Below are 16,191 nucleotides of genomic sequence, written 5' to 3' on the forward strand. Positions count from 1 at the left end.
TTGCAGCGAAAGTGGGTTGGGGTGAAGGGAATTCTCAGGTCACCTGCGAAGGCGGCCTGCGTTGCAGAAAGCGTTGGCGGAATCCGAAGAAGGCATCGGCGAGGCCGAGGCCGACCATTCCGAGGATCGGCCAGCCGAACACCAGCACGATGGCGTAGGCCGAACTCAGCCACAGCACCCGGCTTTTCAGGCCGAGCGTCAGCGTATGCAGCGTGGCAAAGCCGGTCAGCGCATAGGCCATCAGCAGCGTCGAACTCACGATCTGGCCGAAGATCGCGAGCACGCCTCCTGTGAAGGACAATGCGAGGGCCAGCGCCAGCGCCACCAGGGTCATCGGCGGCAGCGCCGCGCTCCTCAGGTCCGGCCACGGGCGATGCAGGCGGCCGGAGGTGGCGGTGATTTTTGCGGCCAGCCAGAGATTCAGCGTCAGCGTCATGATGGCAACCAGCGCCGCCGCGGCCGGCGCAATCATGACCAGCGCGTCGATCAGCGCGTCCACATCGTTATCGGCGGGTTTGCCTTCGCGTGGCCCCATGATGCGCAGCAGGCCGCGCTTCAGCGCGCCGACGATGCTGGCGCCGTCGGTGCCGAGTGTGAGCAGGGCGGCCATGGTGGTCAATGCGGCGAAGCCGGCGACCCACAGCAGGATGCGGCCGACCGGGTACCATTCCGTCTGCGGTGCAATGGCAGCGGCGCCGTTCGATGCCGGCGTGCCTTCGATGACCGGGCGGCCGAGCAGCGCGAGGTGGCCAAGCCACCAGGCCGGCAGCGCGACGGTCACAACGAAGGCGCCGAGATAGGGCATGCCGAACATCAGGCCGAGGCCGGTCGCAGCGGCAATGCCGCCAATGGCGGCGCCGAGCGCTCCCCAGCCGAGGCCTGCGACCATCAGGGGCAGCGGCGCGAGATAGAACAGCAGCAGCGAGATCAGCGCGCCCGAAATGATCGAGGCGAACATCAGCGCCGAGGCAGCGCCTGCAGCAAGCGCGATAAGGAGGGGCATGATCATCAGCTGTCCCGCTCCTTTCGAGCGGTTAGAGGTCTGTGACCCCAACCATCGGCGACCGGACGACCCGGAAGCCTTATGAGAAGAAACAGCCCGCGGCGTCGATGCCGCGGGCTGAAGGCGTTCGCTTAGCGAATCACGTAGGGCAGCAGGCCGAGGAAACGCGAGCGCTTGATGGCGCGCGCGAGTTCACGCTGCTTCTTGGCGGAGACGGCGGTGATGCGGCTCGGCACGATCTTGCCGCGCTCGGAAACGTAACGCATCAGCAGCTTGGAATCCTTGTAGTCGATCTTCGGCGCGTTCGGACCTGTGAACGGGCAGGTCTTGCGACGGCGGAAAAACGGACGACGTGCACCAGCTTCAGCCATGATTCTTACTCCTCACCAGCTGCAGTTGCGGCTTCGTCGTCACGGGGACGGCGCGGGCCGCGATCACCCCGGAAACCACCGCCTTCACGATCACCACGGAAACCGCCTTCGCGGTCGCCACGGAAGCCGCCGCCACGGTCGTCGCGATCACGGTCGCGATCGGCCTTGCGCATCATCGCCGACGGGCCTTCCTCGTGCTCTTCGACGCGGATGGTCAGGTAGCGGATGACGTCTTCGCTGATGCGTTCCTGGCGCTCGATCTCGGTGATCGCCGCGGAGGGGGCATCGATGTTCATCAGAACGAAGTGCGCCTTGCGATTCTTGTTCATGCGATAGGTCAGGGAGCGTACGCCCCAATTTTCCATCTTTACGACCTTGCCGCCGGTACCTTCGACGATTGCGGTCATCTGCGCAGTCAGGTCCTCGACCTGCTGGGCGCTCGCGTCCTGGCGCGCCAGAAATACATGCTCGTAGAGAGCCATGGGTGTCCTTTCCACTGTTAGCGCGTTCCCCGGCGGCAAGCCCTTCGAACCCTCTAGGAAAGGACTCGATATTGCTCAGAAGGCGGAAGCACGGGACGACGGGCCAACTGGCCCTGCCACATCAATTCAAACGCTGAAATTGCTGAGACCGTCCGTTCAGCTCCCGGCCGGGATCTGCGGATCGGGGCCTTATACGGATTTCCGGCGGAATGGCAAGGGAAACCAAGGGAAACAACGCTGGTTTCGCTGGTCTGGCTGGCGGTAGGGGAACCCGGGCGCCGGGACGGCGGCTTGACATAACACATCCCGCCAGTGTCTTACGGCGCACGTTAAGAGACTTTCAGGGGCGTCGATGACCGCAGCATTCACATTTCCGGGGCAGGGGTCCCAGGCCGTTGGCATGGGCAAGGCGCTGGCCGACGCCTTTCCGGTCGCCCGCGCCGTGTTCGACGAGGTCGATTCGGCGCTCGGCCAGAAGCTGACCGCGATCATCTGGGACGGACCCGCCGAGACCCTGCAACTGACGGAAAATGCCCAGCCGGCGCTGATGGCGGTGTCGCTGGCGACCATGCGGGTGCTGGAAGCCGAAGCCGGCCTGGTGCTGGCGCGGGACGCGGCGTTTGTGGCGGGGCATTCGCTCGGCGAATATTCGGCGCTGGCGGCCGCTGGCAGCCTGAGCATCAGCGATGCCGCGCGGCTGCTGCGCACCCGCGGCCAGGCCATGCAGAAGGCCGTTCCGGTCGGGGTTGGCGCCATGGCGGCGCTGCTCGGGCTCGATTTCGAGACCGCGGTCGCGGTGGCCGAAGAGGCCGCCCAGGGCCAGGTCTGTCAGGCCGCCAACGACAATGGCGGTGGCCAGGTGGTGGTGTCCGGCGACGTCGCCGCTGTGGAGCGCGCCCTGGAGATCGCCAAGACCAAGGGTGCCAAGCGCGCCATGCTGCTGCCGGTGTCGGCACCGTTTCATTGCAGCCTGATGCAGCCGGCCGCCGACGTGATGGCTGAGGCGCTGGCCGCGGTGACCATTCAGGCGCCGGCGGTGCCGCTGGTGTCCAACGTGCTGGCCTCCGCTTTGACCGATCCGGACGAAATTCGTCGCCGGCTTGTGGAGCAGGTGACGGGAACGGTGCGCTGGCGCGAGTCGGTGGTCTATATGGCCGGCCACGGCGTCACGCGGTTTTTCGAGGTCGGCGCCGGCAAGGTGCTGAGCGGCCTGGTGAAGCGTATCGCCGAAGGAGCCGTCGGCACCGCCGTCGGCGGACCCAATGATATTGCCGTGGTCAAGGACGCGCTCGCTGCGGCGCGTCCGGCGTAAACGGACGAAGGAGACGACATGTTCGATTTGACTGGCCGAACCGCGCTGGTGACCGGCGCCACGGGTGGCATCGGCGGCGCCATTGCGACCGCTCTGCACGGGCAGGGGGCAACCGTCGCGTTGTCCGGGACCCGGCGCGACGCGCTGGAGGCGCTGGCCGCCAAACTCGGCGAGCGAACTTTTGTGCTGCCGTGCAACCTGTCCGACGACGCCGAGGTCGAGGCACTGGTACCCTCGGCCGAAAAGGCGATGGGTCAGCTCGATATTCTCGTCAGCAACGCCGGCATTACCCGCGACAACCTGTTCGTGCAGCTGAAGGACGAGGACTGGGACGACGTCATCAAGGTCAACCTGACCGCGACATTCCGCCTGGCCCGTGCCGCCACCAAGCTGATGATGCGCAAGCGCTTCGGCCGCATCATCGCCATCACCTCGATCGTCGGCGTGACCGGCAATCCCGGTCAGGGCAACTACACCGCCGCGAAGGCCGGACTGATCGGCATGATCAAGACGCTGGGCGCCGAATACGCCAAGCGCAATGTGACAGCCAATTGCATCGCGCCGGGCTTTATCGCGACGCCGATGACCGATGCATTGAACGACAAGCAGCGCGAAGCGATTCTGGCCAAGGTGCCGGCGGCTCGGCTGGGCACGCCGGAAGATATCGCTGCGGCGGCGGTGTATTTGAGCTCAAATGAAGCGGCTTACGTCACCGGCCAGACCATCCATGTCAATGGCGGAATGGCTATGATCTGAGCTTGCGGGGAACCCCGGAAGGGCAAACCGTTTGGATCCCCGGCATGCTTGATGAGCCTTGTAGTCAGGGCTTGGGAAGTATGGTAACCGGACCAAGAACGGCAGGGTAAACAATGCCATTGCAGGAATTTGAAACCCTGTATATTGGCGGTGCGGAGCCTGCCGTTATTCGCGAGGTCTCGTCCGGGACGACGGGGCCAATCAAGATGACGCGCAATGCGCAGGAATATGTGATTTAACGCACCACGATGGCTCGTATCGTCTGCGGTCGGGTCCAATGAAACAAGCACGAGGTTGAACGATGAGCGAGATTGGCGAGCGAGTTAAGAAGATCGTGGTCGAACACCTTGGTGTTGAACCCGAAAAAGTAGTCGATGCCGCGAGCTTCATCGATGATCTCGGTGCAGACAGCCTCGACACTGTCGAGCTCGTGATGGCATTCGAAGAAGAGTTCGGCTGCGAAATTCCCGATGACGCCGCTGAGACGATCCTCACCGTCGGCGACGCCACCAAGTTTCTTGAAAAGAACGCGAAGAGCTAACGCTCTTCAAAGGAACACGTAAGAAGCCGGACGGATCGTCGTACAACGATCCACCGGCTTCTTGTTGTGTACCGCAACTGACCGGGCTGGAGATTGATATGAGACGGGTTGTCGTCACGGGGCTGGGCATGGTGTCACCGCTCGGCTGCGGCGTCGAACCAACCTGGAAGCGCATTCTCAACGGCGAGAGCGGTGCCCGGCAGATCGACATGTTCGATGTGTCGGACCTCACAAGCCGGATTGCCTGCATCATTCCCCGCGGCGACGGTACGGCCGGCACCTTCAATCCCGATCAGTGGATGGAGCCGAAGGACCAGCGCAAGGTCGACGATTTCATCATTTACGCCATGTGTGCAGCCAAGCAGGCGCTCGACGACGCCGGCTGGCATCCCGACAACGAGACAGACCGCTGCGCCACCGGCACGATGATCGGCTCGGGCATCGGTGGCCTGTCGGGCATCGCCGACACCGCCCTGCTGCTCAGGGATCGCGGACCGCGCAAGGTCTCGCCATTCTTCATTCCCGGCCGCCTGATCAACTTGGCTTCCGGCTACGTCTCGATCGAGCACGGCCTCAAGGGGCCGAACCATGCGGTGGTGACGGCCTGCTCGACCGGTGCGCATGCAATCGGCGACGCCAGCCGCCTGATCGCGCTTGGCGACGCGGACGTGATGGTGGCCGGCGGCACGGAATCGCCGATCAGCCGCCTGGCCATGGCCGGCTTCTGCGCATCGCGCGCGCTGTCGACCGGCTTCAACGAGAATCCGGAGAAGGCCTCGCGCCCCTACGACAAGGACCGCGACGGGTTCGTGATGGGCGAGGGCGCCGGCGTCGTCGTGCTCGAGGAATACGAGCACGCCCGCGCGCGCGGCGCCAAAATCTATGCCGAGATCACGGGCTACGGGATGTCGGGCGACGCCTACCACATCACGTCGCCGACGCCGGACGGCGACGGCGCATTTCGCAGCATGAGCGCTGCCATGAAGCGCGCGGGGATCGCTGCGTCCGATATCGACTACATCAACGCCCACGGCACCTCGACCCAGGTCGGAGACGAAATCGAACTCGGTGCCGCGCAGCGATTGCTCGGCAATGCCGCGTCGACCGTGTCGATGTCTTCGACCAAGTCGTCGATCGGGCATCTGCTGGGCGCTGCTGGTGCGGTCGAGGCCATCTTCTGCATTCTGGCGATTCGGGATAACATCGCGCCGCCGACCATCAATCTCGACAATCCTTCGGTGGATACTGCAATCGACCTGGTCCCGCACAAGCCGCGCAAGCGTGAGATCAATGTGGCGCTGTCGAATTCATTCGGTTTCGGAGGTACAAACGCCTCCCTTATCCTGCAGCGTGTTGCCCACTAGAGTGACTCCACCGTTTCGCCGCATTCCGCGCTAATTCCTACTGCGGGCGTATGCTACAGGCGGGCAGGGAGTTGTCCCCTGGTCACGATTGAACCGACAGGATTCAGGTACTATCGATGAGTGAGAGGCCGCCCATTTCGCCAAGGAGCCCGCGCGCCGCGCTGGAGCCGGAGCAGGTTCCGCCGCCGCCGAAACGCTCTGACCGTGCCCGCAATCCGCTGGTTATCGCCGGCAACGCCATCATCACCATCATCCTCGTCGTGATGCTCGGCGTCGGCGGGGTCTACGTATACGGCCGCCAGGCGCTCGAAGCGCCGGGACCGCTGCAAGACGAGAAGGTCGTCAACATTCCCGCCCGCGCCGGCAAGGGCGACATCGCCGAGACGCTGCTACGCGAAGGCGTGATCGACGCTAACCGCTGGGTGTTCATCGGCAGCGTGTTCGCGCTGAAGGCCAGCTCCGAGCTCAAGCCGGGAGAGTATCTGTTTCCGAAGAACGCCAGCCTGCGCACCGTCATCGGCACGCTCGTCGAAGGCAAGGTGGTGCAGCATTCGGTGACGATCCCGGAGGGCCTGACCTCCGAGCAGATCGTTGCCCGGCTGACCGATAACGACATCTTCACCGGTTCGATCCGCGAGATGCCGCGCGAGGGTACGCTGCTGCCGGAGACCTACAAGTTTCCGCGCGGCACCACCCGCGATCAGGTGATCCAGCGCATGCAGCAGGAGCAGAAGCGGGCGCTGGCCGACATCTGGGAGCGCCGCAGCCCCGACGTTCCGGTCAAGACTCCGGAGCAGCTGGTTACGCTGGCCTCCATCGTCGAGAAGGAGACCGGCAAGGCCGACGAGCGCAGCCGGGTTGCGGCGGTGTTCGCCAACCGCCTGCGGCAGAAGATGAAGTTGCAGTCCGATCCGACCATCATCTACGGCCTGGTCGGCGGCAAGGGCACGCTGGGGCGGCCGATCAAACGCAGCGAGATCCAGCAGCCGTCGCCCTACAATACCTATGTGGTCGAAGGCCTGCCTCCGGGCCCGATCGCCAATCCTGGGCGCGCTTCGCTTGAGGCCACCGCCAAGCCGGCGCGCACCCGCGACCTGTTCTTTGTCGCCGACGGCACCGGCGGCCACAGCTTCACTGAAACCTACGACCAGCACCAGAAGAACGTCGCCAGGCTGCGGGCACAGGAAAAGCAGATCCAGAACGATACCGTCGAGCCGCCGGACGAGCCGCAGCCTGGTGCCGCGGCGACGCCGGGTGATCCGAATGCGGCCACCGGGGCAACCCCGGCCAAGCCCGCCGGGCAGAAACAGCGCACCCGCAGCGCGGCTCCGCCGGCACGCCAGGGCGCCGCGCAATCGACGGCATCGCCGCCGGTGGTTCAGCAATAGGCAGCGGTCGCGAATCCGCGGTAATTCCCTAAGGCCCGAAAAGGCTCTAACCTGATCCCGGTTCGCGCTTCGCGAATCTCAACTCTTATTTTTTGGAGACGTTCGCGATGGCGCTGTCGAGCATGACCGGCTTTGCGCGAAGTCACGGCACCAGCGGGCCGTATGCCTTCGAGTGGGAATTGAAGTCCGTCAATGCCAAGGGCTTCGACTTTCGCGTGCGGCTGCCGCCCGGCTGGGACGAGGCTGAAACCATCGCCCGTAAGCGGGCCGCCGAGGTGCTGTCGCGCGGCACGGTCTACGCCAATCTCACCGTGAAGCGCGCCAACGCGATGTCCACGGTGCGCGTCAACGAGGACGTGCTGAATTCGATCCTGAAGATTGCTGGCGAACTCGCCGGCAAGATCGATGCGGTGGCGCCCAGCGTGGACGGATTGATGGCCATCAAGGGCGTCATTGAGGTCGTCGAACCGGACAGCGACGAGGAAGAAGACAAGGCCGCTCGGGTCGCCGTGGCGGCAGCCTTCGAGCAGGCGCTGACCGCGCTGGTCGAAATGCGCAAGCGCGAGGGCGACACCCTCGGCCAGATCCTGTCACAGCGCATGGATGAGATTGAAACGCTTGCGAAACAGGCCGAGGCAGCACCGGGCCGCAAGCCCGAGGCGATCCGCGCCCGGCTTGCCGAGCAGATCGCCGCACTGCTGGAGTCGTCGGATCGTTTCGATTCAGACCGGCTCAACCAGGAGGCCATCATGATCGCGGCCAGGGCCGACATCCGTGAAGAACTGGATCGCATCGCCTCGCACATCTCTCAGGCGCGCGACATGATCAAGAAGGGCGGCGCGGTCGGTCGTCGGCTGGATTTCCTGGCGCAGGAGTTCAATCGTGAGGTCAATACCTGCTGTTCTAAATCCAACGATATCGATTTGACCAACACCGGGCTCGCGATGAAGAACGTGGTCGAGCAATTCCGCGAACAGGTTCAGAACCTCGAATGACGAATTCCAACAATCCTGTATTCGAAGGCGTCGAGCGGCGCGGGCTGATGTTCGTGCTGTCGTCGCCGTCGGGCGCCGGCAAGACCACGCTGACGCGAATGCTGATCTCGGAAATTCCCGAACTGAAGATGTCTGTGTCGGTGACGACGCGGCCCAGGCGTCCCGGCGAAGAAGAAGGCCGCGACTACTATTTCGTCGACCAGGCGCGGTTCGACCAGATGGTGGCACAGGGCGAACTGCTGGAATGGGCGCGGGTATTCGACAATTGCTATGGTACGCCGCGAAAGCCGGTGGAAGAAGCCCTGGCAGCCGGCCGCAATGTGCTGTTCGACATCGACTGGCAGGGCACGCAGCAATTGACTGGCCGCGCGCCGAAGGACGTGGTCAGCGTGTTCATCCTGCCGCCCTCGGTGCAGGCGCTGGAGCAGCGGCTGCATACCCGCGCGCAGGATTCCGACGAGGTGATCCGCGGTCGCATGAAGAAGGCCGGCGACGAGATGAGCCACTTCGATGCCTACGACTACATCGTCATCAACGACAACATCGGCATCGCCTTCGAATCGGTGAAGTCGATTCTCCGCGCGGAGCAGCTGAAGCTCGAGCGCCAGGTCGGCGTCACGGCGTTCGTGCAGAAGCTCAGGCAGCAACTCTAAGGGCGTCTGGAGACTTCCGTGATGACCGACCTGCGATGGAGCGCCAGCGCGCAGCAGCCGACCCAGGCCGCCCGCGGCTTCGATCCGCTGAAGCTGACATGGGGGCCGGGCGTTGCCGAGGCGGCTGACGCGGTGACGGTCACGCCGGCCGAAGCGCTGCGGCATCTGGCGACCGGGCACAAGCTGCGCCGCGTTCCCATCGGCATCATCGGGCCCCGCGATGCCACGCCGACGCAGTATGCGCTGGCCGAGCAGATGGGCGAAGCACTGGCGGATCATGGTCTGCAGTTGCTGTGCGGCGGCAAAAATGGCGTGATGGAAGGGGCGTGCAAGGGGCACGCGCGCGGCGGCGGCCTTCCAGTCGGGCTGCTGCCCGACGAGGAGTGGGATACTGCCAATCCCTATGTGGCGATTCCCATTGCCACCGGCATCGGGCCGGCGCGCAACGCCATTATTGCGCGGGCATGTTTGGTGCTGGTGGCGATCGGCGGTGGCGTCGGTACGCTGTCGGAGATGGCGCTCGGGCTACAGTTCAAGCGCCTGGTACTGGCGATGGCCGATGCGCCCGCCGTCGATGGCGTTGATCGGGTCGCCAGCGTCGAGGATGTCATGGCGCGCATTGCGATGCGGATATTCCGCAGCGCGTAATTCTCCGAGATTGTCACAAAACTAATATGCTGCCTCTGTACTGAGGTCGGACCTCCTGACCTCACTTGAAGGCGTGTCCGTTTGGCCATTATTGCCATCGTCTACCTGTTGTTTCTGATCGCTCCGATGCTGTTGCTGGCGGTGGGCTCGTTCGGCGGCAATTGGAGCAACACCTTGCTGCCCACCGGCTTCACATGGCGCTGGTATCAAGAACTCGCTGCCGATCCGAGCTTCCGCCGCGCCTTTGTCACAAGCCTGCAGGTCGTGGCGACAACCTGTGTTCTGAATCTCCTCATCGGCCTGCCGCTGGCCTACGCCATCCAGGCTGGCGCCCGCGGCGGCGTTCGTCTGGCGGCACGGATCCTGACGCTGCTGCCGGTCGCCGCCCCCGAACTGGTGCTCGCCTTCGGCTTTATCCTGGTTTTCTCTTCGGACGCGCTGCCTTGGCTGGGCAGTTTCTGGCTGCTGGCGGCGGGCCATCTGGTCCTGACGCTGCCCTACACCGTGACCGCACTGGTCGCCGATATGGAGCAACTCGGCCTCGAACAGTATGAGCACGCCGCGGCAACGCTTGGCGCTTCGTTCGCAGCGCGGTTGCGTGACGTGACGTTGCCGTTGCTGCGCCCGAGCCTTTTGTCCTCGATGCTTACCGTGGCGGCGCTTTCGATTGGCGAATTCCAGCTGTCCAACCTGATCTCGGGGTTCATGTCGCGCACTTATCCTGTGGTGCTGCTGCAGGCCTTTTACGGCGCCACCGGCTTTGCCTGCGCGGCCACGGTCGTTCTGCTCTTGTTGGCCACCTTGGCCTCGCTGACCAGCGGACTGACGGCACAGTTCGCCGGGACCCTGCGATCGAGTCGCGCCGCGTGACCCTGCAATTCGACCATGTGAGCTTCACCTATCCCGGTGGCACCGCCGGCGCGTTCGACATCACGTTGTCGATCGGGCGGGGCGAGTTGCTGGCCATCATCGGGGCTTCCGGGTCCGGAAAATCGACGCTGCTGAAACTGCTGGCGGGTTTCGTGAAGCCTGACAGCGGTCGCATCCTGATCGACGGCAAGGACGTGGGACATCTCGCGCCGGAGGCCCGGCGCCTCGGTGTGGTGTTCCAGAACTACGCGCTGTTTCCGCATATGCGGCTGTGGGAAAACGTCGCTTACCCCCTCAAAGTACGTGGTGTCGGCAAAGCGGAACGGCGATCGCGGGCCGTCGACATGCTGGGGCGCGTCGGCATGAAGCCACGGGCCGATGATCTTCCGGCGGAGTTGTCCGGTGGCCAGCAGCAGCGGGTGGCGCTGGCGCGCGCGCTGGTGTTCGAGCCGCAAGGGCTGTTGCTGGACGAACCGCTGTCGGCGCTCGACGCCGGCCTGCGCATGGAGATGCGCGACGAGATCCTGCGGGTGCAGCGCCAGGCCGGCATCGCGACGCTGCTGGTCACCCACGACCAGGAAGAGGCGCTGTCGATCGCCGACAAGGTGGTGATGATGCGGGACGGCCGACTGGTGCAGATCGGCACGCCGCGCGACCTGTACGAGACGCCGGTGAATGCCAGCGTGGCTGCCTTTGTCGGCCAGTCCAACCTGTGGCTTGGCGAGGTTACCGCGGGCGGGCGGGTCTCCACCTCGATCGGGATACTTGCCTGTGACACGGCGGGCTGGCAGAGCGGCGACAAGGTGACCGTGCTGGTGCGCCCGGAGCGGATCGAGCCGATCGCTGGTGCCGTCGATCCCGCGACGCCCGGACACTTTGCCGGCACCATGGTTGCCGATCGCTATCTCGGCCCGCTGCGCCGGATTGACCTGACGGTCGCCGGCGGCGTCATCCGCCTCGAAACCCATCTCCGTGATCCGGTGACGGGGGTGACCATCCCGCCCGCCGCGATCCGCTTGCTACCTCCGAACTGACCAACCCCACCTTGAGGACATCGACATGAATCGCCGCAAATTCCTGGGCAGCGTCGCCGCCGCCAGCATCGCCATCAATCTCGGCCACAGCGCTTTCGCCTTCGAAGGCGCCGAGCTCTATGCGGGTGAGAAGGAACTGTTCGAAGCCGCCCGCAAGGAGGGCCTCGTGGTTTCCTTCGACACCGGGCCGACGTGGGCCAACTGGGCCGGACAGTTCAAGGCGTTCCAGAAGCGTTATCCCGGCGTGGAGATGGTCTATAACGACCTCGGCTCGGCCGCGACCGTGGTCGCCCTCGACAAGGCCCGCAACCGGCCGCAGGCCGATACCGCTTACTACTTCGCAGCCTCCGGTCTCGATGCCGCCAAGGCCGGCGTGGTCGAGGGCTACAAGCCGGTGAATTTCGCCAAGTTGCCCGAGGCGCTGCGCGAGGCGGATGGCCGCTGGTTCACCATCCATACGCTGAGCGTCGCCTTCCTCGTCAACACCAAGCTGGTCAAGACCATCCCGCAGGGCTGGGCCGATCTTCTGAAGCCGGACTACAAGAACGCCATCGTCTACCAAGATCCGCGCTCCACCGGTCAGGGCCAGGTGGTGGCTTTCGCCGCATCGTTCGGCAATGGCGGCAGCATGGACAACGTCGCGCCCGGCATCGACTATCTCGGCAAGCTGAGCAAGACCGGCAATGTGCTGCGCACCGTCGGCACCACGCCCTATGCGCAGTTCCTCAAGGGCGAGATTCCGATCTGGATCGGTTACGAGAACGACGGTCTGAAGGCCAAGTACACCGACGGCATGGGTGACAGCATCGCTGTGGTGATTCCGAAGGAAGCTTCCGCTGCCGCGCCTTACGCAATTTCGCTGGTCAAGAACGGTCCCAATCCCAGCGCCGGCAGACTGTGGCTCAACTTCGTCATGAGCGACGAGGGCCAGAAGATCTTTGCCGAGGGCTATGTCCGACCGAGCGTGCCCGGCATCGCGCTGCCGGCCAGTGTGGCCGACAAGATGCCGGCAGCGCCGCAGGTGCAGGCTATCGACATTGCCAAGGCGACGGCCAAGAAGGCCGAGATCGACGCCGGCTGGGCCAAGGCCGTTCTCGGCCAATAATCCCGCTGTAGGCCGGGACGATCCCCCTGGATCATCCCGGCCCGTGCTGCCAGCAACAGGACTATCATGAGCACCCGTGCCCCGACATCGACACTCGTCGGCTTCGCCTTTCCCGGCACCATCGTGTTCGCACTGTTCTTCCTGCTGCCGGTCGCTGCGGTGCTGGGCGGCGCGTTCTCCGATGGCGGCAGCGCCTTTCGGCGGCTGTTCGCCGATCCGGTGTTCTGGAACGGGCTGCGCGGCACTATCGTGCTCGGCACGGTCGCACCGCTATTCTCGGTGGTGGTCGGCGTCTGCGTCGCATTGGCGCTGCTGCGGGTGGCACCCGGCCTGCGTACTGCCGCGCTGATCGCGATTTCGCTGCCGCTGACGTTCTCCGGGCTAATCGTGGCCTATGGATTCATCCTTCTGCTCGGTCGCGCCGGCTTCATCACGTTGCTGCTCGCTGAACTGGGAATGGACCCGGCGGTCACCGGCGGGTTCATCTTCTCGCCCCTCGGGCTTGGTCTGGCCTATTCCTATTATCTGGTACCGCGGGTCGTGCTGATCGTGCTGCCATCGATGGCCAACTTCGATCGCAACCAGCCGCTGGCGGCGCGCTCGCTGGGTGCGGGCAACCTGCGCGCCCTGCTGGAGGTGATGCTGCCGCAGATCATGCCGAGCCTGGTGGCGGCGTTTTGCCTGACCTCTGCGGTGGCGGTCGGCGCCTATGGGACCGCGCTGGCGCTGGTCGGCACGCAGGTCAATATCCTGCCGCTGTTCCTCTTCAGCAAGATATCGGAGACCGGCACCGACCTGCCGGCGGCTTCGGCGACATCGCTGGTGCTAGTGGCGATCTGCGCCGTCGTGGTGGCGATCGGCGAGGCGTTGCGGCCCCGCCGCTAGGCGATGCGGCAGGCGTATGCCAATCCCGTCTGCGAGGGCCGCGGTGCGCGCGAGCAATTTCTCGACCTCGCGGCCGGGATTTTGTGCCTCCTGGATCTCGCGGGCGATACGAACCCAGTTCATGACAGGCTCGTCGCCGTTCGGGGCGACTGGCGTCTCTTCGCGGGCGTCGTCGCGCCAGATCGCCTGTCCGACTTCGTGGCTTGCCTTGCCCTCGTTCGCCTTGTTGGCGGCGCGCCTGACGATGACAGCCGTCGCGATGCCGGCCGCAGCCAGGGCGCCGGCGAGCGCGGCGACTAGCGCCCACACAGAGCTGCCGTCGCTATTGTCAACAGGCGGTTTGGCCGCGGCGGTCTGCAGCCGTTGTTTCATGGCAGCTGCGTCGGGCGCCCCCATGGGAGCGCTGGCACTCTCCGCGTCGGCTTGGTTGGACCAGCGCGAGGCCAGAACCCAGCCACCGGGACTGGAAGAGTTTGAATCGCCTGCGACGTTCCTACTATTCGCTGTATCCGGAGTTTCCGATTGCGGTGGGGTCGGCATCGGTTGCTCAGGTCCGGCGGCAGGCAATTCGGCGCGCGCATTGGCGACCGATTCCTGCTGCGTTACCGAGCTCTGGGATGCAGCCGGTTGAGCGCCGGATGACGAAGCCTGTTGCGATCCCTTGCTTTCGTTGCGGACGTACCAGCAGTGGCGCTTGGTGGTCCGATCGATGCGATAGTACCAATGCGCGCCCTGTGGCGCCTGGCCTTTTGGCGCCGTCAGACATTCGTCGGCGGCTTTCGCCGCGGCATATGGTGCTGCGGCCAGCAAGACTGCAGCAAGGCCACCGATAACGGCAGCGGACAGCAAAGTCGCGGCTCGGTTGGTCATGTGAATCCCCGGTGAAGCCCTGAGCGATGTATCGCCGGGCCCACGTTGTTCGGAGATTTGGGTGGCAATGAGCCGCAATTTCGAACTGCGTGCGGCCAAATTCAGGCTCGCCTGGCGGCTTCGAGGTTGAGCCCGAGAGTCGTCTTGCGACTCCCGGGCTCAATGAAATGCTTAGTTCTTGAGGACGATGCGGCCGACCACATGACCGGCGCGCAATTCGTCGATCCACTTCTGCGCATCGGCCATCGGCTCTTCCTTCATCGGCGTCGGCTTGATCTTGCCGCTGCGCGCCAGGGTCATCAGTTCCTGCGCCTCGGCCAGGGTGCCGACCATGAAGCCTTCGATGGTCATGCGCTTGTAGATCCACTGCACCATCGGCAGGCTGAAATTGCCGCCCATCAGGCCGGACACGACGATCTTGCCGCCGCGCGCCACTGTGGACACGGCAAAGCCCATCGACTTGTCGTTGCCGGCGAAGTCGATGACGCCGTCGAAGCCGCCATCGCTTTCCTTCAGCATGCGCTTCGCCACATCGGGTTCGGTGGGATCGTAGGCGAATGCGGCGCCGTTCTTCAGTGCAGCTTCGCGCGCGGCCGGGCTGAGATCGGCCACCGAAATGGGTTGCTTGAACATGGCCTGGGCAAAAGCCAGGCCCATCATACCGACACCGCCGAGCCCGATCAGCAGCAGGTTGCGCTGCCGCGGGCGGTCGACCAGACGTTTCAGCGCGCCGTAGGCCGTGACGCCGGAGCACATCAGGGTCGCTGCCATGTTCACGGGCAGGGGATCGTAGTCCAGCAGGTATTTGGCGTCCGGCACCAGCACATGGCTGGCGAAACCGCCATCGAGCGCGACGCCGAGATAGCGGTTGCGGGCGCACAGGTTCTCGTCGCCGGCGAGGCAGTCGCGACACTTGCCGCAGCCGATCCAGGGGAACACCGCAACCTTCCTGCCGATCAGGTCACGCGGTGCATCGGGGCCGACCTCGTCGACCACGCCGGCGATCTCATGGCCGAGCGTGAAGGGCAGGGTCATGCCGCGGGTGGTGTCCAGCTTCTTGCCGCCGCCGAGATCGGCGTAGCCGTCCTGGATGTGCAGGTCGGAATGGCACAGCCCGCAACGCTCGATCCTGACCAGAACCTCACGGGCCTGCGGCGTCGGAGTATCGACGATGGTTTCGCACAGCGGAGCATCGAACTTGACCAGCGATTGACGGCGCAGCAGTGACATGTTTTCCGACCCTGTTTGTTTTTGTTGGCGGTGGCTTTTTATCGGGTCTGCTGCCCGTCGTCATCGGCTTTTCGCCGAGATGTTGGTTTCCGGCGTGGCGGACGGAACATTTGCTGCCGTGCGCGACTTAGGTGCGTGTCATCTTTGCAGCTGGAGCTCCTATGGCCGACGACCTATCGCCTCCATTCATCTATGAGGGTGTCGAGCCCATTGGCGGGGTCGACCCATCGCCAAGCGTTGCAGAGACGGTGTCCCGCGCGGCTCACAAGGTCAGCGACGCTGCCCATACGGTTGGCGACGCCTTCGAGCGCGCCAAAAAGCCCGGCATGCCGCTTTCCATTCTCGCCAATGTCGCCAGGGAAGCGCCGCTTGGCTCGCTCCTCGTCGCGTTCCTGCTTGGCGTCGCCGTGGCCCGGCGCCGCTAGCCATTTTCGATAGCCCTTTATGCACGCGTGAGACGACCGATATGCCCACAGACCAGCAGATCTCGATCATGTGCGACGTTGCGCGGTCCGGCGAGGCAGATGTCCCGCGGGAGCATTTGGCCGAACTTCTGGCGCTGATCAGTGAAGACTATGTGGAGGAATCGGACTGTTTTGCCGATCAGTACCAACTGACTTCGAAAGGCCAGGCCTTGCTTGACGAACGCGGGGTAGGCGTCAACGAAGCCTGACCGGTCGTAGC

19 protein-coding genes are annotated in these 16,191 nt (G+C 64.6%); 14 read left to right on the forward strand and 5 right to left on the reverse strand.

The window, feature by feature from the left end; all coding sequences use genetic code 11:
- Window positions 1-34: 34 nt before the first annotated feature.
- The 3 genes from ACUXVA_RS19430 to rpsF all read right to left on the reverse strand — a co-directional run bounded on the left by ACUXVA_RS19430 (window position 35) and on the right by rpsF (window position 1,856).
- Complete coding sequence (locus tag ACUXVA_RS19430) at window positions 35-1,009, reverse strand: DUF2232 domain-containing protein (protein ID WP_445487584.1); 975 nt, start codon at window positions 1,007-1,009, stop codon at window positions 35-37.
- 125 nt (window positions 1,010-1,134) lie between these two features.
- A complete protein-coding gene (rpsR, locus tag ACUXVA_RS19435; protein WP_002711478.1) occupies window positions 1,135-1,374 on the reverse strand; it encodes a 30S ribosomal protein S18 in 240 nt (79 codons plus the stop codon).
- A 5-nt stretch (window positions 1,375-1,379) separates the two neighbouring features.
- Complete coding sequence (gene rpsF, locus ACUXVA_RS19440) at window positions 1,380-1,856, reverse strand: 30S ribosomal protein S6 (protein WP_265083745.1); 477 nt, start codon at window positions 1,854-1,856, stop codon at window positions 1,380-1,382.
- A 352-nt stretch (window positions 1,857-2,208) separates the two neighbouring features.
- Here rpsF and fabD point away from each other — a divergent pair, with 352 nt between their 5' ends.
- The 12 genes from fabD (at window position 2,209) to ACUXVA_RS19500 (ending at window position 13,407) form a co-directional block, all read left to right on the forward strand.
- Window positions 2,209-3,168 (forward strand): ACP S-malonyltransferase, encoded by a 960-nt coding sequence (gene fabD / locus ACUXVA_RS19445; protein WP_265078840.1) that lies wholly within the window; start codon window positions 2,209-2,211, stop codon window positions 3,166-3,168.
- A gap of 18 nt (window positions 3,169-3,186) precedes the next feature.
- Entirely contained in the window at window positions 3,187-3,924 is a 738-nt protein-coding gene (gene fabG / locus ACUXVA_RS19450; protein ID WP_265078839.1) for a 3-oxoacyl-[acyl-carrier-protein] reductase, read from the forward strand.
- 301 nt (window positions 3,925-4,225) lie between these two features.
- Window positions 4,226-4,465 carry an acyl carrier protein gene (locus tag ACUXVA_RS19455; protein WP_006020277.1) on the forward strand — a complete coding sequence of 80 codons (240 nt, stop codon included), beginning with the start codon at window positions 4,226-4,228 and terminating at the stop codon, window positions 4,463-4,465.
- 98 nt (window positions 4,466-4,563) lie between these two features.
- Window positions 4,564-5,829 carry a beta-ketoacyl-ACP synthase II gene (fabF, locus tag ACUXVA_RS19460; RefSeq protein WP_265078838.1) on the forward strand — a complete coding sequence of 422 codons (1,266 nt, stop codon included), beginning with the start codon at window positions 4,564-4,566 and terminating at the stop codon, window positions 5,827-5,829.
- 116 nt (window positions 5,830-5,945) lie between these two features.
- Window positions 5,946-7,217, forward strand: coding sequence for an endolytic transglycosylase MltG (gene mltG / locus ACUXVA_RS19465; RefSeq protein ID WP_265078837.1), 1,272 nt, complete (start codon window positions 5,946-5,948; stop codon window positions 7,215-7,217).
- 107 nt (window positions 7,218-7,324) lie between these two features.
- A complete protein-coding gene (locus ACUXVA_RS19470; protein WP_265078836.1) occupies window positions 7,325-8,212 on the forward strand; it encodes a YicC/YloC family endoribonuclease in 888 nt (295 codons plus the stop codon).
- The gene (gene gmk / locus ACUXVA_RS19475) at window positions 8,209-8,865 is read left to right on the forward strand and encodes a guanylate kinase (RefSeq protein ID WP_265078835.1); all 657 of its coding nucleotides are present in this window, start codon (window positions 8,209-8,211) and stop codon (window positions 8,863-8,865) included. Before ACUXVA_RS19470 ends, gmk begins: the two co-directional genes overlap by 4 nt.
- Before the next feature lie 21 nt (window positions 8,866-8,886).
- Window positions 8,887-9,513, forward strand: coding sequence for a TIGR00725 family protein (locus ACUXVA_RS19480; RefSeq protein ID WP_445487590.1), 627 nt, complete (start codon window positions 8,887-8,889; stop codon window positions 9,511-9,513).
- 81 nt (window positions 9,514-9,594) lie between these two features.
- Window positions 9,595-10,383, forward strand: coding sequence for an ABC transporter permease (locus ACUXVA_RS19485; RefSeq protein ID WP_265078833.1), 789 nt, complete (start codon window positions 9,595-9,597; stop codon window positions 10,381-10,383).
- Window positions 10,380-11,417, forward strand: coding sequence for an ABC transporter ATP-binding protein (locus ACUXVA_RS19490; protein ID WP_445487592.1), 1,038 nt, complete (start codon window positions 10,380-10,382; stop codon window positions 11,415-11,417). Before ACUXVA_RS19485 ends, ACUXVA_RS19490 begins: the two co-directional genes overlap by 4 nt.
- Before the next feature lie 25 nt (window positions 11,418-11,442).
- The gene (locus tag ACUXVA_RS19495; protein WP_265078830.1) at window positions 11,443-12,522 is read left to right on the forward strand and encodes an extracellular solute-binding protein; all 1,080 of its coding nucleotides are present in this window, start codon (window positions 11,443-11,445) and stop codon (window positions 12,520-12,522) included.
- 66 nt (window positions 12,523-12,588) lie between these two features.
- A complete protein-coding gene (locus ACUXVA_RS19500; protein WP_445487595.1) occupies window positions 12,589-13,407 on the forward strand; it encodes an ABC transporter permease in 819 nt (272 codons plus the stop codon).
- Here the strand turns inward: ACUXVA_RS19500 and ACUXVA_RS19505 are convergent.
- Window positions 13,348-14,376 (reverse strand): hypothetical protein, encoded by a 1,029-nt coding sequence (locus ACUXVA_RS19505; protein ID WP_445487597.1) that lies wholly within the window; start codon window positions 14,374-14,376, stop codon window positions 13,348-13,350. The genes ACUXVA_RS19500 and ACUXVA_RS19505 overlap by 60 nt on opposite strands.
- A 72-nt stretch (window positions 14,377-14,448) precedes the next feature.
- Window positions 14,449-15,507 (reverse strand): alcohol dehydrogenase, encoded by a 1,059-nt coding sequence (locus ACUXVA_RS19510; protein WP_265078827.1) that lies wholly within the window; start codon window positions 15,505-15,507, stop codon window positions 14,449-14,451.
- A gap of 161 nt (window positions 15,508-15,668) precedes the next feature.
- On the opposite strand from ACUXVA_RS19510, the gene ACUXVA_RS19515 reads away from it, so the two are divergent.
- Together ACUXVA_RS19515 and ACUXVA_RS19520 are read left to right on the forward strand one after the other, a co-directional pair.
- A complete protein-coding gene (locus ACUXVA_RS19515; RefSeq protein WP_265078826.1) occupies window positions 15,669-15,932 on the forward strand; it encodes a hypothetical protein in 264 nt (87 codons plus the stop codon).
- Window positions 15,933-15,973: 41 nt separating this feature from the next.
- A complete protein-coding gene (locus tag ACUXVA_RS19520) occupies window positions 15,974-16,180 on the forward strand; it encodes a hypothetical protein (RefSeq protein WP_265078825.1) in 207 nt (68 codons plus the stop codon).
- Window positions 16,181-16,191 lie beyond the last annotated feature (11 nt).

Source organism: Rhodopseudomonas sp. RCAM05734, from assembly GCF_052658035.1.